This is a genomic window from Duganella sp. Leaf61 (genome assembly GCF_001421905.1).
GTDB classification, from domain to species: Bacteria; Pseudomonadota; Gammaproteobacteria; order Burkholderiales; family Burkholderiaceae_D; genus Rugamonas; species Rugamonas zoogloeoides.
In genome coordinates this window covers 213,119-234,344 of sequence record NZ_LMLM01000031.1, presented here as the reverse complement: position 1 = coordinate 234,344, position 21,226 = coordinate 213,119, and the positions used below count along the sequence as shown (strand labels likewise).

Sequence of the window (21,226 nt, the reverse complement as noted above, 5' to 3'; positions counted from 1 at the left end):
ACCTGGGCGTTCAGGCAAACTTGGTAAAGTCCGGCTTGCGCTTCTCAAAGAACGCCGTAAACGCCTCGCGCGCCTCCGGCGACGACAGCATTGCGCCGAAATGCTTGTTCTCGGCAGCGATGGTGTCGCTGATCGCATTGATGCGGCTGGCCTTCATCAGGTGCTTGGTTGTGCGGATCGAGCTCGCTGGCAGGGCTACCAGTTTGGCCGCCTGGCCTTGAGCAAAGGCCAGCAGTTCGTCGGCCGGCACCACTTTCGACACCAGGCCCATTTCCAGTGCTTCGGCAGCGAGGAACGCTTCGCCCAGCATCAGCTTTTCGGCAGCGCGCGGGTAGCCGGCAATTTGCGTGAATAGCAGGCTCGACGCGAATTCCGGGCACAGGCCCAGTTGCGCGAACGGCATCGAGAACTTGGCGTTGTCGGCGGCATACACGAGGTCGCAATGCATGAGCAGCGTGGTGCCGATGCCCACGGCCGCGCCGGAGACGGCAGCCACCACCGGCTTGGTTGCGCCCGACAGCGCCAGCATGAACTTGTACACGGCGCGGTCTTCCAGGTCGCCGCTGGTGGGGGCGTTTTTCATGAAGTCTTCCAGGTCGTTGCCGGCCGTGAAAATCTCGGGCTTGCCGGTGATCAGGATGGCGCGGACGGCGGCGTCTTCTTCGGCGTCGTTGATGGCGTCGGCCATGGCTTGGTACATGGCGGCGGTAATCGCGTTCTTGCGCTCGGGGCGATTGAATTCCAGGGTCAGGATGCCGTCTTGCTTGGTGCTCAGAATGTCCATGCGTGTCTCCAATGTACTGTGTAAAACAAAGGGCGCCGTGGTTCTCACCGCAGCGCCCTTCTTGATGATGATCCGATCGCGCTTATACGCGTTCGATGATGCCTGCCGCGCCCATGCCGGCGCCGACGCACATGGTGACCATGCCGTATTTCAGGTTGTTACGGCGCAGCGCGTGCACGACGGTGGCCGCGCGGATGGCGCCGGTTGCACCCAGCGGGTGACCCAGCGCAATCGCGCCGCCCATCGGGTTCACTTTTGCCGGGTCGAGGCCCAGGTCGCCGATCACGGCCAGCGCTTGCGCAGCAAACGCTTCGTTCAGCTCGATCCAGTCCAGCTGGTCCTGGGTGATGCCGGCCGCCTTGCAGGCGTCGGGAATCGCGAACTTCGGACCGATGCCCATGATTTCCGGTGGCACGCCCTTGACCGCGAACGACGAAAATTTCGCCAGCGGGGTCAGGTTGTGCTCGCGCAGGAAACGCTCGGACACGACCAGCAGCGCGCCGGCGCCGTCGGACATCTGCGAGCTGTTGGCGGCGGTAACCGAACCCTTGGCAGCAAATACCGGTTTCAGCTTGGACAACGATTCGATGGTGGAATCGGCGCGCGCGCCTTCATCGGTATCGACGGTACGGGTCTTGATGTCGATTTCGCCGGTGGCCAGGTTCGGCGTGCGGGTGATGATCTCGACCGGAGTGGTCTCATCCTTGAAGAAACCGGCCTGCTGCGCAGCGATGGCGCGGCGGTGCGATTCGACGGCAAACGCGTCCTGCGCTTCACGCGAGACTTTCCACTGGGTCGCCACTTTTTCGGCGGTCAGGCCCATGCCGTAGGCCATGCCCACGTTTTCGTCCGAGAACATATTCATGTTCATCGATGGCTTGTTGCCCATCATCGGCACCATCGACATCGATTCCACGCCGCCAGCAATCATGGCGTCCGCTTCACCGACGCGGATGCGGTCGGCTGCCATGGCCAGCGCGGTGATGCCCGAGGCGCAGTAACGGTTGATGGTCACGCCACCGACGGTTTTCGGCAGGCCGGCCAGCAGCACCGATTGGCGGGCGATATTAAAACCCTGCTCCGCTTCCGGGAACGAGCAACCGATGATGGCGTCGGTGATCAGCGCCGGATCAAGGCCTGGCGCTTGCGCCAGGGCCGACTGGATCACGCGCACCAGCAGGTCGTCCGGGCGGGTTTTGTTGAACATGCCGCGCGGCGCCTTGCCGATCGGGGTACGGGTGGCAGCGACGATGTATGCGTCTTGAAGTTGTTTGGTCATTATGTTCTTCCTAGATTAGTTGCGTACCGGCTTGCCGGTCTGCAGCATGCCCATGATCCGTTCTTGCGTCTTTGGATGATTCAACAGCTCGAGGAAGGCCTTGCGTTCGCGATCCAAAATCCACTGCTCGCTCACGAACGAACCCTGGTCGATGTCACCGCCAGAGACGATCTCGGCGATCATGTCGCCCAGCTTGAAGTCGTGCGCCGAAATGAAGCCGCCGTCGCGCATATTGACCAGCTGCGCCTTGATGGTGGCCCAGCCGTAGCGGCCGGTCACCTGGATCGGCGCTTTTACCGGCGGGCGGTAGCCCTTGTCGAACATGGCGCGCGCTTCCACCTTGGCCACGTGCAGCAGCTCGTAGGCGTTGAACACGATCACGTCGTCTTCCTTCAGGTAACCCATGGCCTGCGCTTCCAGTGCCGACTTCGACACGTTGGCGGTAGCGGCATTGGTGAAACCGGTTTTCAGGAATTGCAGGATGTCGTTGCCCTTGGCTTCCTTGTAAGCGCGCGATGCCGCTTCTTTCAGGCCGCCGCCGGCAGGAATCAGGCCCACGCCCACTTCCACCAGGCCGATGTACGATTCGATCGAGGCCACGCGCTTCGACGCATGCAGCACCAGCTCGCAACCGCCGCCCAGCGCCAGGCCGGCCACGGCAGCAACCACCGGCACGTTGGCGTATTTGAGCGACATGAACGCGTCCTGCAGGTCCTTGATGATCGGATCGACTGCCTTGGCGCCACCCTGCATGAAGGCAGGCAGGGCCGATTGCAGGTCGGCGCCGGCCGAGAACGCGCCGCCTTCGGCTGCGTCCGCGTTCCAGATCACCAGGCCCTTGAAGTTTTTCTCCGCTTCGGCCAGCGCCTTGGTGAAGCCGGTGATGACGTCGGGGCTGATCACGTGCATCTTGGTTTTCAGCGAGATCACCAGCACTTCGTCGTCCATGTGCCAGATGCGCACCGAGTCGTCCTCGTGGAACGTGGTGCCGGCAGTGCGGCCGTCGATGGCGCCAGCGCCCACCACCGGTGCACGGAACGCCTGGCGCTCATATACCGCCAGGGTCGAACGTGGCACGAACGATTGCGATACGGCCGACCACGAACCCTCAGGCGTGTGCACGCCGCCCTTGTCGGCAACCGGGCCTTCGAAGACCCAGGCCGGCAGCGGTGCGGACGACAGCGCCTGGCCGGCATCGATGTCTTGCTTGACCCACTGCGCTACCTGCGACCAGCCGGCGGCCTGCCAGGTTTCGAACGGACCGACGGTCCAGCCGAAGCCCCAGCGCATGGCGAAGTCGATGTCGCGGGCATTGTCGGCCACGGTGTCGAGGTGCACGGCGATGTAGTGGAACGCGTCGCGGAAGATCGCCCACAGGAACTGGCCCTGGGGATTGGTCGATTCGCGCAGCGCTTTCATTTTCTTGACCGGATCTTTTTCCTTCAGGATGCGGCCAATGATGTCGGCAGCCTTGCCGCCGCCCGGTACGTATTCACCGGTGGCAAAATCCAGGCGCAGGATGTCCTTGCCGACCTTCTTGTAGAAACCGGCGCCGGACTTCTGGCCCAGCGCGCCCTTTTCCACCAGCTTGGCCAGCGTTTCCGGCGTTTTATAGACGGCGGCAAACGGATCGTTCGGCAGGTTGTCCTGCATGGTCTTGATCACGTGGCCCATGGTGTCGAGGCCCACCACGTCGGCAGTGCGGAACGTGCCCGACTTGGCGCGACCGAGCTTGGCGCCGGTCAGGTCGTCGACCACGTCGACCGACAAACCGAATTTTTCCGCTTCATGGATGATGGCCAGGATGCCGAACACGCCCACGCGGTTGGCGATGAAGTTCGGCGTATCTTTGGCGCGAACCACGCCCTTGCCCAGGGTGGTGGTCAGGAAACCTTCGAGATGGTCGGCGATTTCAGGCTTGGTGAACTCGGTCGGGATGATTTCGACCAGGTGCATATAGCGTGGCGGGTTGAAGAAGTGCACGCCGCAGTAGCGCGATTTCAGGTCGGCATCGAAACCTTCGGACAGCGTGGTGATCGACAGGCCCGAGGTGTTCGACGCGAAAATGGCGTTGGCGCCGATGTGCGGTGCGACCTTCTTGTACAGGTCGTGCTTCCAGTCCATGCGCTCGGCGATGGCTTCGATGATCAGGTCGCACTCTTCGAGCTTGGCCAGGTCGTCTTCGTAGTTCGCTACTTCGATCAGCGCGGCGTGATCCTTGTTGCCGAGCGGTGCAGGCGACAGTTTCTTCAGGCCTTCGATGGCTTTGAGGACGATGCCGTTTTTCGGGCCTTCCTTGGCCGGCAGGTCGAACAGCACGACAGGCACCTTGGCGTTGACGCAGTGGGCGGCGATTTGTGCGCCCATCACGCCGGCGCCCAGCACGGCTACTTTTTTAACGATGAAATTGGTCATGTCGTTCCTCTCTTAGAACAGGTCGGCGTCGAGGGCCATCAGGTTGGCGGAACCCGAGCGAGCCTGGCGGATCAGGGTGGCGGTTTCCGGTTGCAGACGGGCGAAGTAGAAGCGCGTCGTGGCCAGTTTTGCCTTGTAGAAGTTGTCGCCGCTGTCTTCCTTGGCCAGAGCAATCTTGGCCATTTGCGCGAACAGGTAACTGTACACCAGGTGACCGACCACACGCAGGTACGGTACGCAGGCAGCGCCGACTTCGTCCGGGTTCTGGAACGCCTTCATGCCGATTTCCATGGTCAGCTTGGTGACCTTGTCGCCAAGGTCGCCCAGCGGGGTGATGAATTCGCTCAGCGCTTCGTCGGTACCGTTTTCTTCCACGAAGTTCTTGATCTTCTCGCCGAACTTGCGCAGCTTGGCGCCGTTGTCGCCCAAAATCTTGCGGCCCAGCAGGTCCAGCGACTGGATGGTATTGGTGCCTTCATAAATCATGTTGATACGGGCGTCGCGCACGTACTGTTCCATGCCCCACTCGGCGATGTAGCCGTGGCCGCCGAATACCTGCATCGCTTCCGAGGTGGCGATCCAGCCGTTGTCGGTGATAAAGGCTTTAACGATAGGCGTCAGCAGCGCGACTTCGTCGGCAGCTTCCTTGCGCACGTCGGCGTCCGGGTGGTGCAGTTCGCGGTCGATCTGCAGCGCCACGTACGACGTGAACGCGCGGCCACCTTCGGCGTAGGCCTTGGCGGTAAGCAGCATGCGGCGCACGTCCGGGTGCACGATGATCGGATCGGCTGGCTTGTCCGGCGCCTTCACGCCAGACAGCGAACGCATCTGGATGCGGTCCTTGGCGTAGACCAGCGCGTTTTGATACGCGACTTCGGTCAGGCCCAGCGACTGCATGCCCACGCCCAGGCGGGCGGCGTTCATGAACACGAACATGGCGTTCAGGCCCTTGTTCGGCTGGCCGATGATCCAGCCTTTTGCGCCGTCCAGGTTCATCTGGCAGGTGGAGTTGCCGTGGATGCCCATTTTTTCTTCGATGGCGCCGCAGGTGATCGGGTTGCGCGCGCCAATGGTACCGTCGGCGTTCGGCAGGAATTTCGGTACCAGAAACAGCGAAATGCCTTTCGAGCCTTCCGGTGCGTCCGGCACGCGGGCCAGCACCAGGTGCAGGATGTTTTCAGCCATGTCGTGTTCGCCGGCCGAGATGAAGATCTTGTTGCCGGTGATCAGCCACGAGCCGTCTTCCTGTGGCAGCGCTTTCGAGCGCAGCATGCCCAGGTCGGTGCCGCAGTGCGGTTCGGTCAGGCACATGGTGCCGGTCCATTCGCCCGAGACCAGTTTCGGCAGGTAGGTCGATTTCTGTTCGTCGGTGCCGTGTTCCTTCAGGCACTCGTAGGCGCCGTGCGACAGGCCCGGGTACATGGTCCAGGCCTGGTTGGCCGAGTTCAGCATTTCGTAGAACGAATTGTTCAGCAGCACTGGCAAGCCTTGGCCGCCGTATTCCGGATCGCACGCCAGCGCCGCCCAGCCGCCCTCGACGTACTGCTTGTAGGCTTCCTTGAAGCCTTTTGGCGTGGTCACGGAGTTGGTCGCCACGTCGAGCTTGCAACCTTCGCGGTCGCCCGAATGGTTCAGCGGGAACAGCACTTCCGACGTGAACTTGCCGCCCTCTTCCAGTACTTGGTTGATGATGTCGGCATCGATTTCGGCGTAGTCCGGCAACGCTTTCAGTTCTTCCTGCACGTTGAGCAGTTCGTGCAGCACGAATTGCATATCCCGGATTGGCGCGACGTATTGACCCATGGTGTTCTCCTGATGACTTTTATTGACTGCAAAAATGGTGGCTTGCGTAGGTGTTACCAACTGCCTTGCTAATTCTTGTACGACACGATCAAACGTTCAAATCCATTACCGGCCCGCTCCAGGCTGCCGGGGATGCGCAGGAAGCGCGCATCGTGGTGCAGCGCCAGGATCAGGCCGTACATCTCGTAGACCATCTGGCGCGCATCGCTGTCGGCTTTCAAGTCGCCCACTTCGATGCATTGCTGCACACAGCGCAGCAGCGCGGCCTGCCAGGCGCCGACCATGGCCATCAACTCTTCGCGGATCGGGCCCGGGCGGTCGTCGTACTCGACCGCGCCGCTGATATAGATACAGCCCGACGCCACTTCCACGCTCACGCGCTTGACCCAGCGCGCAAACATCGAGCGCAAGCGCAAGATGCCGCGCGGCTCTTTGACGCTGGGGAAAAACACTTCTTGTTCGAAACGATGGTGATACAGCTTGAGCACTTCCAACTGCAAATCCTCGCGCGAGCCGAAATGGGCGAACACGCCGGACTTGCTCATGTTCATCTTGTCCGCGAGCAGGCCGATGGTCAGGCCTTCCAGCCCGTCCCGGCTGGCCAGGTCCAGCGCCACGTCGAGAATTGCCGCCCGTGTCAGTTCGCCCTTGCGCATAAATTTAGTTGAGGTATTAATAAGAATGGATCCCGAGGTGAATTTGGCCGTGGAGCAAAGTATTCTGCGCCACTTAAATTTACTCCGTATGAAAAGAATTGCGAACGCTCGTACTATTATCCAGCGCGTGACAAAAGTCAAACGCTACGTTTAGAGTCGAGGTTCTATTGCTGCGGTGCAGCATGGGGAGATGCGACGTGTATCCCGTAACGGTGATCTGTTGCAGGGTGGCGCCTTGTGCGCGGTCCGGACCCGCGCATGAGGCCGGAGGTGAGCTTACAATTTGCCGAGCTGGCGGCGGTCGCGCTTGGTCGGACGGCCCTTGAAGTCGGCGGTCGGCTCGCGGAACAGGCGGCGGTTTTCCGCCACCAGCGCCCGCCGCTGCACGCTCTCGTCGGTCTCTTCGTACAGGTTGCGGGCGATCGGCGCGGCAGCGCGCACGTCGGACAGATTCATCACATCGACTTCCCAGCGGTCGGAGCCGTTGTCGATGTCGAGCTGGTCGCCGATGTGCACATTGCGTGCCGGTTTGACCTTGTCGCCGTTGACTTTGACTTTACCGCTGTCGATGGCATCGGTGGCCAGGGTACGGGTTTTGAAGAAGCGCGCGGCCCACAGCCACTTGTCGAGTCTGACGGTATCACTCATGCATATTTTCCTACTGAGAACAGGCGCATCACGGTCCGGTAGAACACGAACGCGATCTCGTAACCGATGCGGCGAAAACGGCCGACATGTTCGAAGTCGGCATAATCAATCGGCACGCCATCGGCGACGGCGTCCTCGATGTGGGCGCGCAAGGTCTGCGCAAATGCGGCATCCTTGATTACCACGTTGGCTTCCTGGTTCAGGAACAGCGACAGACCATCGACATTGCTCGAGCCCACGGTGGCCCAGTCGTCGTCGATCACGGCCACCTTGGCGTGCAATTGCGTCTTGCGGTATTCAACGATCTTGACGCCGGCCGCCAGCAGTTTCGGATAAAACGAGTGGGCGACCGCATCCTGCAGCCAGATCTCGCCCACGCCGATCAGCAGCGTGACATCGACCCCGCGCTCGGCGGCAGCGGCCAGCGCGCGGCGAAACTTGCGCCCGGGCGCGAAATACGGATTGGCCAGCAGCACGCTTTTACGGGCGCGGCCCAGCGCCTGCAAGTACGCGCGCTGGATGGTGCTGCGATTGCGCAGGTTGTCGCGCACCACGAAGCCGGCCTGCACCATGTTTTCGGCGGCAGCCTTGTTCACCTTGCGCATGTCGCGATACAGGCTGATGCGCTTGATGAGGTTCATCTTGCCCAGCCGGCGCCACTGGGTTTCCTGCTCTTTTTGCACCGACGCCACCAGCGGCCCGCACACTTGCACCGCGAAATCCCAGCGTGGAAAATCGAGCGCAATTGCGTGGTTGTAGTCGCAGAACATGTCGTCGTTGATGTTGATGCCGCCGACCAGCGCAATCTCGCGATCGACCACGCAAATCTTGCGATGGGTGCGCGTGACGCCGCGCTTGAACCACGGATTGAACACGCGGTGTTCGACACCGCCAGCCACCAGCTTCTCGTGCATGCTGTTGACCTGGCGCCGGCCGGTGCCCCACCAGTCGGTGATCATGCGCACGTGAATGCCGCGCCGGGCGGCGCCGATCAAGGCTGCCATCACGCGCTGGCCGGTGTCGTCGGGGGCAAAGATATAGGTTTCGAAATAGATTTCGTGACGGGCGTTGTCGATCGCTGCAATGAGCGCGGGAAAATAATCCGTGCCGGTATGCAGGAGCCTGACTTCGTTATCGGCGAGGAAGTTGACAGAGGTGCCCATGGCGCCATTCTAGCCAAGTGATAGCGACGCGACAATCGGCGCGTGATCCGACAACTTGGCCCACAGCGACCCGTGCAGGACCTCGGCCGTATCGACCTTGAAGCCGCGCACGTAAATCCGATCGAGGCGGAAAAACGGCAGCGCCGACGGGAAGGTGCGGGCCGGATTGACGGACGATTTGCGGCGCAGTGTGCGCATGATGTCGCTGAGCGCCGACGGCGGACCGCCAAGCTGGTCGAATGCCTCCACCACGCCGAGCGCATTGCGCAGTTCGGCACTGAGGGTATTGCGCCAGTCGTTGAAATCGCCGGCGATGATCACCGGTTCGCCATCGGGCGCCGACGCGCGCACGGCAGAAATCAAGGCCTGGGTCTGGCGCCGGCGCCCGGCCTCGAACAAGCCCAGGTGCACGACGTAGCAGTGGACGATGCCGTGCGGGGTATTGAGTACGCAATGCAGGATGCCGCGCTGCTCGTAGGCGTGGTCGGACACATCGTGATTGGCCATATTGGCGATCGGGAAGGCACTGAGCAGCGCGTTGCCGTGGTGGCCGTGGTCGTACACCGCGTTCATGCCGTAAGCCGCGTGCAGGTGGCGCGATTCGCCGGCAAAGTATTCGTGCTGCGACGCGGCGGGCCAGTGCTTGGTGCCGAGGTGCTCGGCGCCATACTTGGCGGCCTTCAGGTCATGCTTGCCCTGCACCTCCTGCAGAAACACCACGTCGGCGTCGAACATGCCGATAGCCTGCTTGAGCGCCAGAACACGCGGCTCGGCCCGGATCGAGGACACCCCTTTATGGATGTTATATGTGGCAACACGGATTTTCATGGAAACATTGTAACCCTGAGTCCGCGAAGCTGTACGTTCGCCGCCGCACATACGAATTTTCCGGCAAACAAGGGTACCGCCTGGTTATGCTGCTGCCACTTCCGGCAACAACTCCGGGTGATTGTTCAGAAGCTTCAGCAGTTTGACGGTGGCCAGTGGCGGCCTGGTTTTGCCGAGCTCATAGCGCGAAAATGCATTGACCGCACCGCCGAAAATCTCGCCCGCCTGGCGCTGGTCGAGATTGAGTTTCTTGCGCACGCTGACGATGAATTGCGGATCGACCGCTGCAGCGTTGACTTGCTTGTTAAAGGCCAGCATCAGGTCCATCGTGCGACGGGACTCTTGCGGTCCCAGGACAGATTCGTCGCAGCTGGAACAAAAGTCCCCTTCCACCTGGGGCAGGATCGTGGTTTCGCCCTTGTACGTATAAGGCACGTCGCGCACATCGTGCGCCAGTGCGGACGCACCGCAGTTTTCGCATTTCATCGCTATAACTCCTTGAACGAGACAATCAATACGCCGATTTGTATCATCAATTTAAGATAGACAGGGTCTCCGGCCAGCGTCCTCGTATGGTCGACATCCATCCAGTGCCCCGGATTGTTGATCGACTCCATGGTCTTGTAAAACCGGCCTCGGGCTGGCAGATCCACCACGACGTCAATCAGCCCCAGAGCGACGGCGCCAACACGCGCCACGTGAGTCGTGCGGAAATGTCCCCGTTTTATCAGCGCAATCATGCGCGAGAGGTCGTGCGTCGGAATGCTGTAGCTGGTCATGGCGGTTGTCCCAAGCTGAATCGAAGATTAACCCAGTTGGTTAATTTAATGAACCAGGTTAATGCAGATTAGCTTGGGTGCACAGCCGAGGACTGCGATAGATCAATCGAACAGAGCTACTCCAAGTGTCGTGGCAGCAGCAGGATCGCCTCCGCATTCGAAGACGAAAAACACTTGTCGGCCGCCTCCAGGTAGGGCAGCCAGGCGTGGTTGATGTGCTCGCGTGGCGACAGCGTGATCGGCGTGTCGCGCGGGACTTCAACGCTGAAGATGTGCTCGGTGTTTTCGACCACGCCGGGCGCGTAGCGGTGGCGCCATTCGGGGTAGATGGTGTAGATGTTCGACAGTTGCCAGTCGCGCAGCACGATGCGTTCGCCGTCGGCCACGATGCCGGTCTCCTCGAACAACTCGCGCGCAGCGGCCTCGATGAACGGCTCGCCAAGCACGTCGATCGAGCCGGTGACAGATTGCCAGAAACCGGGACGGTCGGCGCGCTCAATGAGCAGTACTTGCAGGTCGGCGGTGTGAATGACCACCAGTACGGATTCGGGGATCTTGTAGCCGGCTGGTTTATTTTCTGTCATGAAGTTCAAGTAATCGATGAATGCAACGATGTAAGCTGTCCGATTGCAGCCGCGCGGCATCGTGGTTCCAGTTTAGCCGCACAAAGCGGGCGACTTCGGAAGAATACAACGGGCCCTCCATCGCTGTATAGCCCGTTCGCGGCACCAGTGCTTCCCTGATCACTCTCGACCGTGAACTACGGGCTAGGTTGACCAGCGCCTGCTTCGGATCGGCCAGCGCTTCGACATCGCGTGGAATTTTTACCAACGGCACGTCGAGGAAGCGGGCAACACCTTTTCTGTCCGCAAGTATCCATGACTCGATCTCGCGCACGGCGACGCGAAACAGGTGCGTGGCTGCCCGTTGCGGCAACCAGTCGTGCACCACCGCTGGTGGACAGCTTTTGCCAGTATCCATGAAATCAACCAGGGTCAGTAGCCCGTGCACGCCGGCGGCCCGGTCAAACGACCCAATTCTCTGCTGGATGTAGTTCCAGCCTTTTTTACCGTAGGTGACGCCTGACTCGTGGCCGCAATCTTGCAGCAGTCGCTGGGCGACGGCTTCGTCAACATAGCCTTCGACCAGCAGGTTGAAATACATTACAGCTCCACTGCCAGCTGTGCCATACGCGGCGGTGCCGATTTGGGCAACATGACTTCGGCTACCGACATGCCCTCGCGCATCAGCTGCCGATCGTAATCGTCTGCACTTGCCACGATGCTGCCGCCTTTGACGGGAACCAGTCGCAAGACTTCCTCAGCTGCGATGCCACCGTCGCGTAACAAGTCTTCAGAGTGAGTGCTGATCAAAATTTGCCGCTGAATCCGCTTCTGCCGGTTCATCTGACCCAAGATTTGCGCCAGCTGCGCAACGACGTCGTGGTGCAACGCACTTTCGGGCTCCTCCAGCAGAAGAGGACCTTCGCCATCAAACATCCCCCATAGCAAAGCCACTATGCGCAAGGTGCCGTCGGACAAATCGCGCTCGTCGTGTACCGTGTGCCGGCGCCAATCGCTATAAGCGACGTTTAAATGCGGATTACCCGCTTCGTCGGCAACAATGTCCAGCTTGCTGAGTTGCGGTAGTGCGATCTGCAAAACCCGCTCGATTTTCTTTAACCGCGCAATGCGTGTGCGTTCCGCTGTCTGCCACATTCGGGGCAGGAAACCGGAGCCGGGCAAATGGTCGTGCACGAGCAGTGGCGACGAGATGGTTTTAAAAAATTGTGCACACGGCCCGAACTGATCGTGAACGTTCAGACCTTCGAGCAGGGTTTGATAGGTTGGTCCCGAAGTCGCTAAGCCGCCCTCTTGGCTGATCGTCTCGCCCAAGCCAGACAGCATCTCCTGCACCACGCAGCCGCGCATAGCGCTGTCGTGGTTGAGTACTAGCCGGTATGTCCAGGTTTCGCTGTCGTCGGTTACTGCGATGGCAGTCTCGATGTCGGCATCCGGCGAGGCAGCAAAATTGCGCAACATATGGACTCCTCTGCGCGCGGCCACAGCCGCCTGCAAACCATCATGCGCGACATCGCGCAGAAAACGCAAGGCATCGAGCAAATTGGTCTTGCCCGAGGCGTTAGGACCGATGAGAAAAGCGCGCGGTGGCAGATCGACATCGGCCGTCCGAAAATTGCGCCAGTTGCGAAGCATGAGATGTTCGATCCGCATCGCCAGCTCCTCCAAATCGATAGGACTTTCGACAGGATAGACCAAGCGGCACCCGCTGTCAGCCGCCGTTTCAATGGCGCGAAATAAGAAAAAGGCGCTACGAGAGCGCCTTTTTCGTTCAACTATTCGCTAAAGCGAACACAGCTAAAATCAGCTAGCGACCTTCGGCTCAGCCGCGCGCAGGCGGATGTGCAGTTCCTTGAGTTGCTTCTCGTCGACTTCCGACGGTGCCTGGGTCAGCAGATCCTGGGCGCGCTGGGTTTTCGGGAAGGCGATCACGTCGCGGATCGAATCGGACTTGGTCATCAGCGTGACGATACGGTCCAGGCCGAAGGCCAGGCCGCCGTGCGGTGGCGCGCCGTATTGCAGTGCGTCGAGCAGGAAGCCGAACTTCAGACGGGCTTCGTCAGCATCGATTTTCAGCGCGCGGAAGACTTTCGACTGCACTTCTTCGCGGTGGATACGGATCGAACCGCCGCCCAGTTCCCAGCCGTTCAGGACCATGTCGTAGGCCTTGGCGATGCAGGCGCCCGGGTTGGTTTCCAGCCAGTCTTCGTGGCCGTCTTTTGGCGCGGTGAATGGGTGGTGGGTGGCGGTCCAGCGGTCCGATTCTTCGTCGTATTCGAACATCGGGAAATCGATCACCCACAGCGGCGACCAGACGTCGTCGAACAGGCCGGCGTTCTTGCCGAATTCCGAGTGGCCGATTTTCACGCGCAGCGCGCCGATGGCGTCGTTGACGACCTTGGCCTTGTCGGCGCCGAAGAAGATCAGGTCGCCGTCTTGCGCACCGGTCAGTTCCAGGATCTTGGCCAGGGTTTCGTCGTCGATGCTCTTGACGATCGGCGACTGCAGACCTTCGCGGCCCTTGGCTTTTTCGTTGACCTTGATGTACGCCAGGCCACGCGCGCCATAGATGGCGACGAACTGGGTGTACGCGTCGATTTCCGAACGCGGCATCGAACCGCCTTGCGGCACGCGCATGCCGACCACGCGGCCGTTAGGCAGGTTGGCGGCGCTGTTGAAGATCTTGAATTCGACGTTTTTAACCACGTCGGTCAGTTCGGTGAATTCCAGTTTGACGCGCATGTCCGGCTTGTCCGAACCGTATTTGCCCATCGCTTCGGAGAAGTTCATCACCGGGAACGGATTAGGCAGTTCAACGCCCATGGTGTTGGTGAACACCTTGCGGATCATGTCCTCGAACAGGTCGCGGATTTCCTGCTCGGTCAGGAACGAGGTTTCGCAATCGATCTGGGTGAATTCCGGCTGGCGGTCGGCGCGCAGGTCTTCGTCGCGGAAGCACTTGGTGATCTGGTAGTAACGGTCGAAGTTGGCGACCATCAGCAACTGTTTGAACAGTTGCGGCGACTGCGGCAGCGCGAAGAAGCTGCCGGCGTTAACACGCGATGGCACCAGGTAGTCGCGTGCGCCTTCAGGCGTGGACTTGGTCAGCATCGGGGTTTCGATGTCGATGAAGCCCAGTTCGTCCAGGTACTTGCGCACTTCCATCGTTACCTTGTAACGCAGACGCAGGTTGTTTTGCATTTGCGGGCGACGCAGGTCCAGCACGCGGTGGGTCAGGCGGGTGGTTTCCGACAGGTTGTCGTCGTCGAGCTGGAACGGCACGGCCACGGACGGGTTCAGCACTTCCAGTTGCGAGCAAACGACTTCGATCTTGCCCGATTTCAGGTTGTTGTTGACGGTGCCGGCCAGGCGGTCCTTGACCACGCCGGTCACGCGCAGGCAGAACTCGTTACGTACGGCTTCGGCGGCCTTGAACACTTCGGCTTGCTCCGGATTACAGACGATCTGCACCAGGCCTTCGCGGTCGCGCAGGTCGATGAAGATCACGCCGCCGTGGTCGCGGCGACGGTGTACCCAGCCGCACAGGCTGACGGTTTGGCCAAGCAGCGCTTCAGTGGTGAGGCCGCAGTAGTGAGTACGCATTGAGGACATGATTATTTCTCGGTTCAGGTTAAATTACTCAGAGAGTTCGGCTGTATTGTTTACTTGGTGATGCGGTCCGGCAGGGCGATGGCTTGCGGAACATCTTCCGGCGCCACCACGCCCATCGAGACGATGTATTTCAGGGCAGCATCGACGGTCATGTCGAGCTCGACCACGTCCTTGCGCGCCATCATCAGGAAAAATCCCGATGTCGGGTTCGGCGTGGTGGGCACGTACACGCTCACGTAGTCGCCCACCAGGTGGTTTTTCACGTCGCCACCGGGCGTGCCGGTGAGGAAAGCGATGGTGTAAGAATTCTGGTGCGGATACGGAATCATCACCGCCTTGCGGAACGCGTTGCCGGACGACGACAGCAAGGTATCGGATACCTGCTTGACGCTCGAATACAGCGAGTTCACCAGCGGGATACGCTTGAGCAGCTTTTCCCACACGCGCAATACGTAGTTGCCGACCAGGTTGTTAGTCAGCAGGCCGGTCAGGAAAATGATCACCACGGTGAGCAAGGTGCCCAGGCCCGGGATGTTGAAGCCGAACAGCGTGCGCGGCTGCCAGCGCTCGGGCACGAACAGCAGCGACTGGTCCATGGTGCTGATCACCAGGTTCAGCACCCAGGCTGTAATCGCCAGCGGCACCAGGATCAGCAGGCCAGTAATGAAATATTTACGCATCGGTTGCTCTGCTCATCAGATCAATCCCCTTTGGTGGTGCTGGATGGCGCAGCAGCCGCCGGTGCTGCAGCAGGCGCCTCCGACTTGGCCGGCGCCGACGAGGCGATCGCGCCCGACGGGCTGGACACGCCGGTGGCCGGCGGGGTGCCGCCACGGAAATCGGTAACATACCAACCCGAGCCCTTCAGCTGGAAGCCGGCGGCGGTCAGTTGTTTCTTGAACGAGTCCTTGCCACATTCTGGGCAAACAGTCAGCTGCGGGTCGGAAATCTTCTGCAAGACATCCTTGGCAAAACCACATGCCTCGCAGCGGTAAGCGTAGATCGGCATCTATTACTCCGCAAAAATCATCAAAACCCTGAATTATAAAGCCTTTTGGGCGCCCTATTCCTGTTTCCTGTGCCCAAGGCCAGTCGGCGGCGCATAGTTAATCGCTTTCATTGAAAAAAGCTATTCGCCAGCGGTTTAAATTCATGGTCTAATCCACCCTTATGCGCTGATTTCCCAATCCCTGAATCATTGCGCGCCTTGCCGTCCAGTCGTCGACGCTGACATCTCCTGATTGGGAAATACATGAAAAAGTACGTCTTTGCCGGCCTGTTGGCCACTACCCTGTTCTCTCCTGCCTTTGCACAGAGCAAGTTCGTTGCAGAGTCCCCCAGCGAACCGTTGCACCGCCGTTCGATCGTCTTGTGCGCACTGGCGCTGGTCGCGGTGCATGCCTGCGCCAGTCGCCGTAAGCTGCCCGGCAAGCGTTCGATGCTCAACGCCGGCGCCACACCATCCAGCGCTCCCTGCCTGCAAACACAGCGATAGAATCACTGACAGCCTCGTCCACTTCGCAGGCGAAATCGGCCTGCAACAGCGCATCCAGCGCAGTGCGGCCAATGCCGAATGGCGGACCTTTCGGGCGGTCGTCAAAAAAGAAGTACCCAGCCAGCAGTGCCCCCGCCGGTAACAACTGCGCCCAGCGCGCGGCCACTTGCGGCCACATGGCCGGCGGCATCGCACACAAAAAAGCCTGCTCGTAAATCAGTTGCAGTGGCTGTAGTGGCTGCCACGTGAAAAAGTCTGCCTGCACCACGTGTTGTCCATGGCTGCCTGCCACCACCTTGGCGGCAGCGACGGCGGCCGGCGAGAAATCGATGGCGGTGGCGTTCCAGCCGGCGTCGCGCAGCAGTACCAGCTCGTGGCCGGCGCCGCAGCCGGGAATCACCGTGGCCATCGGAGCGTTGGCAACAACAAAATCGCGCAGCGCTTGCGGTGCGGCGCCCCGGTCCCAGGGCGTGAAGCGGCGCTCGAAGCGCTCATCCCAGAACGCCGGTGACAGGGGATCGCGCTGGGCAAAGTCCGTCATGCTGATTGCAGCACCTTATTGCGGCATGAAATGGGGCCAGAACTCGTACGACACCAGCGCCAGCACCACCAGGGTGACGGTCCAGGCTGCGCCACTGAGCAGGCGGTTGGTGCGCTGCTGTTCATGGATCAGCACCTTGAGCAGCTCGGTATTGTCGCCGGGACGCTCGCCCTGCTGTTCCAGCGCCCGGTGCAGCAGGCGCGGCAGTTGCGGGAAGATCTGGGCATAGCGCGGCGCCTCGGCCTTGAGCTTCTGATACAGGCCCTGCCAGCCGACTTGCTCGGCCATCCAGTTTTCCAGGTACGGCTTGGCGGTTTTCCACAGGTCGAGGTCGGGGTCGAGCTGGCGGCCGAGCCCCTCGATATTGAGCAGCGTCTTTTGCAGCAGCACCAGTTGCGGCTGCACTTCCACGTTGAAGCGGCGCGACGTCTGAAACAGGCGCAGCAGGATCTGGCCGAACGAGATATCTTTCAGCGGGCGGTCGAAGATTGGCTCGCAGCAGGCGCGCACGGCCGCTTCGAGCTCGTCGACGCGGGTTTCCCTGGGCGCCCAGCCCGATTCGATGTGCGCCTCGGCAACGCGCTTGTAGTCGCGGCGGAAGAAGGCCAGGAAGTTTTGCGACAGATAATCCTTGTCGTAGTCGGTCAGCGTGCCGACGATGCCGAAGTCGAGCGCGATGTAGCGGCCGAACGTTTCCGGCTCAATCGACACCAGGATGTTACCGGGGTGCATATCGGCATGGAAGAAACCGTCGCGGAACACCTGGGTGAAGAAAATCTCCACGCCGTCGCTCGACAGCTTTTTCAGGTCCACGCCGGCAGCGGCCAGGCGGTCGATCTGCGAGACCGGGATGCCGTGCATGCGCTCCATCACGATCACATTGCTCGAGCAATAGTCCCAGTGCATTTCCGGCACCAGCAGCAGGTTGGAATCGGCGAAGTTGCGGCGCAGCTGGCTGGCGTTGGCGGCCTCGCGCATCAGGTCCAGCTCGTCATGCAGGTATTTGTCGAACTCGGCCACCACCTCTTTCGGTTTCAGGCGCTTGCTGTCGGCCCACAGCCGGCTGGCCAGGTCGGCGGCGATCTGCATCAGCGCCACGTCCTCGTCGATGGTCTTTTTCATGCCCGGGCGCAGCACCTTGACTGCAACCTGCTTGCCATCCTTGAGCGTCGCAAAGTGTACCTGGGCAATCGAGGCCGACGCCACCGGCGTGCGCTCGAACGAGGCGAACAACTGGTCGGGGTGGGCGCCGAGCGACTTGTGGATTTGCGCAATGGCGATATCGGAATCGAACGGCGGCACCCGGTCTTGCAGGCGCGCCAGTTCGACGGCGATATCGGGGGGAATCAGGTCGCTGCGGGTGGAGAGCACCTGGCCGAACTTGATGAAGATCGGTCCCAGGTCTTCCAGCGCCAGGCGCAGGCGCACGCCGCGCGGGGAAGACAGGTCGCGCCAGAAAATCACGGTGTCGATGAACCGCGCCGTGCGCGGCACCTTGAAGCCGGAAATCGCTATTTCGTCGAGGCCGTACTTGATCGCCACCCGCATGATCTTCAGGAAGCGGAGTAATTTCAAAATCATTGGGTTCCCAGTTTCTGTTCCAGTTTGGCCAGGCGCTTGGCAGCGCGCTCGACGTCGTCGCGCAGGCGCGTGACGTCGGCCGATAATTCTTCCACCGCGTGCGGGCGCACCAGCAGTTGTTTTTCGTCGAGCAGGTACTCGGCGACGTTTTCAGCCAGTTTCTGGTGGCCGTTTTTCACCGCCTTGAGCGCGTCGCGCGCCCCTGCCGCCAGGCGGTTGGCCGCCAGCGGCCCCACCAGCTTTTCCAGGTCCACCTCGGCCTCCCAGCGCAGCGACTGGCTCAGGCTCGACAGCGCATTGGCAAACTCGGCATCCCCCTCGATGCGCACATAGGAAAATGCCCGCGCGCGGTCCTGCACGATCAGCGGCAGGTCGGTGGGTTTCACGCGGATGGTCACGCTGGCCACTGCTTCGGCCGGGGCCGCTTCGAGCAGGCCGTCGGTGGTCACGCGCAGGCGCAGGCTTGCCACGCCGGCGTCGATGGCGGCCACCTTGCCGGCATGGCGCTGCAACTCGCGGCGCGCCCACGGCTCCTGGGCTAGCAGGTGATTGATCACGGCGCTGGCGGGCACGGCGGCAGAAAGAACACTGGGATTGGGGATCGTCATTCGGTACGCTATCAAAACAGGGCCACAAAACAAAACCGCCCATCTACGGGCGGTTTTGATCTTACCATTTTGCGGGGAAACCCACGGTTCAGGCCACCTGTTGAATACCTGCCAGCAGCCAGCCGGCCGAACCCGACACGGGCTTGCTGAGGTTCCACACTTCGTTGAGCGGCTCGGCCAGTGCATCGCGGGCCGGCTTGACCATGCCCGTGAAACGTACACTGGCCAGGTAGTCGGTGGCGGTGGTTTCAATGCCCAGCAGTTCGGCTTCGAGGCTGACCACGTCGGTGTAGTCGGCCTGGGTGCGCTCTGACAGCTGCAAACGCATTTCGGCAAACACTTCCGGCGTGGTGAATTCGCGGATATCGTTGGTATCGCCCTTGTCCCAGGCTGCTTGCAGGCGGATGAAGTTGCCTTTTGCGACACGCAGGAACGACGCTTCGTCGAAGTCCGCCGGCACGCCCCATTTCTGGTGAGCAGGCACGGCAGCCGGCTGGTACTGGTAGTTCTGTCCGGATGACAGGCCCGAACCGATTTCCGGCGTGGTGTTGCCGCTATTGAATTGCGCAGGCTGCTGGGCTGGCGTGAACGGCTTGACGTTGTCGTTATAGCCACTGTTACCGCCATTGCCGCTGAAGCCGCCACCGTTACCGCCAAACGCCGAAGGCGCCGGTTGCGGCTGCGATTTACGGCGGATCATGCGCACGATGAAGAATACCGCGCCGGCCAGCAGAGCCAGCATCAGGATGGTACCGATGGCGCTACCCAGCGCGCCACTCAAGCCCAGGTGCGAGAACAGTGCGCCCAGGCCCAGGCCCAGCAGCGCGCCGCCCAGGATACCTTTCCATGGGCTGGCCGGTTTTGGCGGTGTGGCGGCGTTAGGCGTGGCGGCAGGCGCCTGGCGCTGCGCACCTTGCGGAGCCTGCTGAGGAGCTGCGGCCGGCGGCATGCGCTGGACATTTTGCGACTGGCGACCGATCGAACGGCCACCGCCGGCAGGGCGGGCGATGGCTTCGGACACCATCGAGAAGACGGAGACGGCCAGCACGGCGGTCATCAGGAATTTTTTAACAGTCATGGTCTCTACCCTACAAAGTAATTGCTCGTTGCGGGGACCCGGAGCCTGTTGTGGTGCGCGTCGTTTTGTGCGCGACGCGCGGGCGGCCCGGTGTCCTTCGAGCCGCCAGCTTACCTGCAAAGGGGCTGGACAGGCTTAGTTACAGCTTAATGCCGGTGTGCAACGCGGCCACGCCGGCCGTCAGGTTGTAATACTTGACGCTCTCCAGGCCCGCCGTTTCCATCATGGTCTTCAGGGTTTCCTGGTCGGGATGCATGCGGATCGATTCGGCCAGGTAGCGATAGCTTTCGGCATCGCCGGCGATCTTCTGGCCCATCCAAGGCAGCACCTTGAACGAATACAGGTCGTACGGCTTTTGCAGCGGCTCGATCACTTTCGAGAATTCCAGCACCAGCAACTTGCCGCCCGGTTTCAGCACGCGGCGCATTTCCGCCAGCGCCTGGTCCTTGTGCGTCATGTTGCGCAGGCCAAAGGCCACGCTCACGCGGTCGAAATAGTTATCGGGGAACGGCAGCTTCTCCGCATCGCACAACAAGGTGGGGGTCAGCAGGCCGCGGTTCAAGAGGCGATCGCGCCCCACGCGCAGCATCGATTCATTGATGTCGGTGAGCCAGACTTCGCCGGTGGGGCCGGCCTGTCTGGCAAACGCCTTGGCCAGGTCGCCCGTGCCGCCGGCGATATCGAGGCATTTGAAGCCCGGACGTACGCCGGCGTTGGCGATCGTGAAGATCTTCCAGATACGATGCAGGCCACCGGACATGACGTCGTTCATGATGTCGTACTTGGCGGCGACAGAATGGAAAACCTTGGCGACTTCGCGGACTTTGTCGTCTTCCGCGACGGTTTTGTAACCGAAGTGAGTGGTATTGGTCATGGTGGCAGGCCTGTTAGTTTGCCTGCATTATACAAGGTAGGCAAACTTGTGAGCGCTGGGGAAACGTGGCAAACTTGGCAACCACCACCTGACCGGATGCTCCCGGATAAATCACCATGAAAACAATCATTGCCGCCCTGCTGCTGTGCGCATCGGGCGCCGCGTTTGCCAATTCCGCCTGCGACAAGCCAAAAAGCGATTTCGATGGCCTCTACTGCTTGAACAAGGTCTACCAGGAAGCGGACAAGGAACTCAACACCAATTACCAGGCCTTGAGCCCCAAGCTCGATGCCGAGGGCAAGAAAGCATTGAAGAGCGGCCAACTGGCCTGGATCCAGGAACGCAACGACAACTGCTCGCGCCGCGAAGCCCGGGGGTTCTTCGTCAACCTCCAGTGCGCGACCGACACCACCATCAAGCGCTCGCAGTTCCTGCAGGACCGGGTGCGCGAGTGCAACAGCTCGGGGTGCCAGAACAGCAAGCTGAAAGAGTAGTCACGTT

General features: G+C 61.0%; 22 protein-coding genes. 1 reads left to right on the top strand and 21 read right to left on the bottom strand.

From position 1 onward, the window contains the following. Positions 1-10: 10 nt before the first annotated feature. The 21 genes from ASF04_RS22865 to ubiE all read right to left on the bottom strand — a co-directional run bounded on the left by ASF04_RS22865 (position 11) and on the right by ubiE (position 20,725). Positions 11-784, bottom strand: coding sequence for an enoyl-CoA hydratase (locus tag ASF04_RS22865; RefSeq protein ID WP_056146936.1), 774 nt, complete (start codon positions 782-784; stop codon positions 11-13). A gap of 82 nt (positions 785-866) precedes the next feature. Next, positions 867-2,063 (bottom strand): acetyl-CoA C-acyltransferase, encoded by a 1,197-nt coding sequence (locus ASF04_RS22860; RefSeq protein ID WP_056146934.1) that lies wholly within the window; start codon positions 2,061-2,063, stop codon positions 867-869. Positions 2,064-2,078: 15 nt separating this feature from the next. Continuing rightward, positions 2,079-4,478: a 3-hydroxyacyl-CoA dehydrogenase/enoyl-CoA hydratase family protein gene (locus ASF04_RS22855; RefSeq protein ID WP_056146932.1), complete on the bottom strand. Its 2,400-nt coding sequence runs from the start codon at positions 4,476-4,478 to the stop codon at positions 2,079-2,081. Positions 4,479-4,490: 12 nt separating this feature from the next. Further along, on the bottom strand, positions 4,491-6,281 hold the full coding sequence (locus ASF04_RS22850; RefSeq protein ID WP_056146930.1) for an acyl-CoA dehydrogenase C-terminal domain-containing protein: 1,791 nt from the start codon (positions 6,279-6,281) through the stop codon (positions 4,491-4,493). 68 nt (positions 6,282-6,349) lie between these two features. Beyond that, positions 6,350-6,937: a TetR/AcrR family transcriptional regulator gene (locus tag ASF04_RS22845; protein WP_019923369.1), complete on the bottom strand. Its 588-nt coding sequence runs from the start codon at positions 6,935-6,937 to the stop codon at positions 6,350-6,352. 276 nt (positions 6,938-7,213) lie between these two features. Further along, positions 7,214-7,585, bottom strand: a complete 372-nt coding sequence (locus tag ASF04_RS22840) for an RNA-binding S4 domain-containing protein (protein WP_056146928.1) — start codon at positions 7,583-7,585, stop codon at positions 7,214-7,216. Beyond that, entirely contained in the window at positions 7,582-8,748 is a 1,167-nt protein-coding gene (clsB, locus tag ASF04_RS22835) for a cardiolipin synthase ClsB (RefSeq protein ID WP_056146926.1), read from the bottom strand. Before clsB ends, ASF04_RS22840 begins: the two co-directional genes overlap by 4 nt. Positions 8,749-8,757: 9 nt before the next feature. After that, positions 8,758-9,576, bottom strand: coding sequence for an endonuclease/exonuclease/phosphatase family protein (locus tag ASF04_RS22830; RefSeq protein WP_026637556.1), 819 nt, complete (start codon positions 9,574-9,576; stop codon positions 8,758-8,760). An 84-nt stretch (positions 9,577-9,660) separates the two neighbouring features. Then, positions 9,661-10,062 (bottom strand): type II toxin-antitoxin system MqsA family antitoxin, encoded by a 402-nt coding sequence (locus tag ASF04_RS22825; RefSeq protein WP_056146924.1) that lies wholly within the window; start codon positions 10,060-10,062, stop codon positions 9,661-9,663. 2 nt (positions 10,063-10,064) lie between these two features. Beyond that, positions 10,065-10,355, bottom strand: coding sequence for a type II toxin-antitoxin system MqsR family toxin (locus ASF04_RS22820; protein WP_056146921.1), 291 nt, complete (start codon positions 10,353-10,355; stop codon positions 10,065-10,067). 116 nt (positions 10,356-10,471) lie between these two features. Next, positions 10,472-10,939 (bottom strand): dihydroneopterin triphosphate diphosphatase, encoded by a 468-nt coding sequence (gene nudB, locus ASF04_RS22815; protein WP_056146919.1) that lies wholly within the window; start codon positions 10,937-10,939, stop codon positions 10,472-10,474. After that, positions 10,926-11,519: a hypothetical protein gene (locus tag ASF04_RS22810; RefSeq protein ID WP_056146918.1), complete on the bottom strand. Its 594-nt coding sequence runs from the start codon at positions 11,517-11,519 to the stop codon at positions 10,926-10,928. The genes nudB and ASF04_RS22810 overlap by 14 nt, the downstream gene beginning before the upstream one ends. Continuing rightward, the gene (locus tag ASF04_RS22805) at positions 11,519-12,589 is read right to left on the bottom strand and encodes an AAA family ATPase (RefSeq protein WP_156368739.1); all 1,071 of its coding nucleotides are present in this window, start codon (positions 12,587-12,589) and stop codon (positions 11,519-11,521) included. The genes ASF04_RS22810 and ASF04_RS22805 overlap by 1 nt, the downstream gene beginning before the upstream one ends. A 150-nt stretch (positions 12,590-12,739) precedes the next feature. Further along, positions 12,740-14,539 (bottom strand): aspartate--tRNA ligase, encoded by a 1,800-nt coding sequence (aspS, locus tag ASF04_RS22795; RefSeq protein ID WP_200931137.1) that lies wholly within the window; start codon positions 14,537-14,539, stop codon positions 12,740-12,742. A 59-nt stretch (positions 14,540-14,598) separates the two neighbouring features. Then, a complete protein-coding gene (locus ASF04_RS22790; protein ID WP_056146912.1) occupies positions 14,599-15,228 on the bottom strand; it encodes a DUF502 domain-containing protein in 630 nt (209 codons plus the stop codon). A gap of 20 nt (positions 15,229-15,248) precedes the next feature. Continuing rightward, positions 15,249-15,557: an FmdB family zinc ribbon protein gene (locus tag ASF04_RS22785; protein WP_056146910.1), complete on the bottom strand. Its 309-nt coding sequence runs from the start codon at positions 15,555-15,557 to the stop codon at positions 15,249-15,251. 433 nt (positions 15,558-15,990) lie between these two features. Continuing rightward, the gene (locus ASF04_RS22780) at positions 15,991-16,584 is read right to left on the bottom strand and encodes a methyltransferase (protein WP_056146908.1); all 594 of its coding nucleotides are present in this window, start codon (positions 16,582-16,584) and stop codon (positions 15,991-15,993) included. A gap of 15 nt (positions 16,585-16,599) precedes the next feature. Further along, positions 16,600-18,165 (bottom strand): ubiquinone biosynthesis regulatory protein kinase UbiB, encoded by a 1,566-nt coding sequence (ubiB, locus tag ASF04_RS22775; protein WP_056146906.1) that lies wholly within the window; start codon positions 18,163-18,165, stop codon positions 16,600-16,602. Next, positions 18,162-18,773, bottom strand: coding sequence for an SCP2 domain-containing protein (locus ASF04_RS22770; RefSeq protein ID WP_056146904.1), 612 nt, complete (start codon positions 18,771-18,773; stop codon positions 18,162-18,164). Before ASF04_RS22770 ends, ubiB begins: the two co-directional genes overlap by 4 nt. Before the next feature lie 88 nt (positions 18,774-18,861). Continuing rightward, positions 18,862-19,851, bottom strand: coding sequence for a Tim44 domain-containing protein (locus tag ASF04_RS22765; RefSeq protein WP_056146902.1), 990 nt, complete (start codon positions 19,849-19,851; stop codon positions 18,862-18,864). 139 nt (positions 19,852-19,990) lie between these two features. Next, entirely contained in the window at positions 19,991-20,725 is a 735-nt protein-coding gene (gene ubiE, locus ASF04_RS22760) for a bifunctional demethylmenaquinone methyltransferase/2-methoxy-6-polyprenyl-1,4-benzoquinol methylase UbiE (protein WP_056146900.1), read from the bottom strand. Positions 20,726-20,841: 116 nt separating this feature from the next. Here ubiE and ASF04_RS22755 point away from each other — a divergent pair, with 116 nt between their 5' ends. Then, positions 20,842-21,219, top strand: coding sequence for a lysozyme inhibitor LprI family protein (locus ASF04_RS22755; RefSeq protein ID WP_056146898.1), 378 nt, complete (start codon positions 20,842-20,844; stop codon positions 21,217-21,219). Positions 21,220-21,226 lie beyond the last annotated feature (7 nt).

What these genes read in the sequence shown, in the direction of transcription:
- ASF04_RS22865 (WP_056146936.1), bottom strand. Translation starts at nt 784, where the DNA reads ATGGACATTCTGAGCACCAAGCAAGACGGCATCCTGACCCTGGAATTC.
- ASF04_RS22860 (WP_056146934.1), bottom strand. Translation starts at nt 2,063, where the DNA reads ATGACCAAACAACTTCAAGACGCATACATCGTCGCTGCCACCCGTACC.
- ASF04_RS22855 (WP_056146932.1), bottom strand. Translation starts at nt 4,478, where the DNA reads ATGACCAATTTCATCGTTAAAAAAGTAGCCGTGCTGGGCGCCGGCGTG.
- ASF04_RS22850 (WP_056146930.1), bottom strand. Translation starts at nt 6,281, where the DNA reads ATGGGTCAATACGTCGCGCCAATCCGGGATATGCAATTCGTGCTGCAC.
- ASF04_RS22845 (WP_019923369.1), bottom strand. Translation starts at nt 6,937, where the DNA reads ATGCGCAAGGGCGAACTGACACGGGCGGCAATTCTCGACGTGGCGCTG.
- ASF04_RS22840 (WP_056146928.1), bottom strand. Translation starts at nt 7,585, where the DNA reads ATGAGTGATACCGTCAGACTCGACAAGTGGCTGTGGGCCGCGCGCTTC.
- clsB (WP_056146926.1), bottom strand. Translation starts at nt 8,748, where the DNA reads ATGGGCACCTCTGTCAACTTCCTCGCCGATAACGAAGTCAGGCTCCTG.
- ASF04_RS22830 (WP_026637556.1), bottom strand. Translation starts at nt 9,576, where the DNA reads ATGAAAATCCGTGTTGCCACATATAACATCCATAAAGGGGTGTCCTCG.
- ASF04_RS22825 (WP_056146924.1), bottom strand. Translation starts at nt 10,062, where the DNA reads ATGAAATGCGAAAACTGCGGTGCGTCCGCACTGGCGCACGATGTGCGC.
- ASF04_RS22820 (WP_056146921.1), bottom strand. Translation starts at nt 10,355, where the DNA reads ATGACCAGCTACAGCATTCCGACGCACGACCTCTCGCGCATGATTGCG.
- nudB (WP_056146919.1), bottom strand. Translation starts at nt 10,939, where the DNA reads ATGACAGAAAATAAACCAGCCGGCTACAAGATCCCCGAATCCGTACTG.
- ASF04_RS22810 (WP_056146918.1), bottom strand. Translation starts at nt 11,519, where the DNA reads ATGTATTTCAACCTGCTGGTCGAAGGCTATGTTGACGAAGCCGTCGCC.
- ASF04_RS22805 (WP_156368739.1), bottom strand. Translation starts at nt 12,589, where the DNA reads ATGCGGATCGAACATCTCATGCTTCGCAACTGGCGCAATTTTCGGACG.
- aspS (WP_200931137.1), bottom strand. Translation starts at nt 14,539, where the DNA reads ATGCGTACTCACTACTGCGGCCTCACCACTGAAGCGCTGCTTGGCCAA.
- ASF04_RS22790 (WP_056146912.1), bottom strand. Translation starts at nt 15,228, where the DNA reads ATGCGTAAATATTTCATTACTGGCCTGCTGATCCTGGTGCCGCTGGCG.
- ASF04_RS22785 (WP_056146910.1), bottom strand. Translation starts at nt 15,557, where the DNA reads ATGCCGATCTACGCTTACCGCTGCGAGGCATGTGGTTTTGCCAAGGAT.
- ASF04_RS22780 (WP_056146908.1), bottom strand. Translation starts at nt 16,584, where the DNA reads ATGACGGACTTTGCCCAGCGCGATCCCCTGTCACCGGCGTTCTGGGAT.
- ubiB (WP_056146906.1), bottom strand. Translation starts at nt 18,165, where the DNA reads ATGATTTTGAAATTACTCCGCTTCCTGAAGATCATGCGGGTGGCGATC.
- ASF04_RS22770 (WP_056146904.1), bottom strand. Translation starts at nt 18,773, where the DNA reads ATGACGATCCCCAATCCCAGTGTTCTTTCTGCCGCCGTGCCCGCCAGC.
- ASF04_RS22765 (WP_056146902.1), bottom strand. Translation starts at nt 19,851, where the DNA reads ATGACTGTTAAAAAATTCCTGATGACCGCCGTGCTGGCCGTCTCCGTC.
- ubiE (WP_056146900.1), bottom strand. Translation starts at nt 20,725, where the DNA reads ATGACCAATACCACTCACTTCGGTTACAAAACCGTCGCGGAAGACGAC.
- ASF04_RS22755 (WP_056146898.1), top strand. Translation starts at nt 20,842, where the DNA reads ATGAAAACAATCATTGCCGCCCTGCTGCTGTGCGCATCGGGCGCCGCG.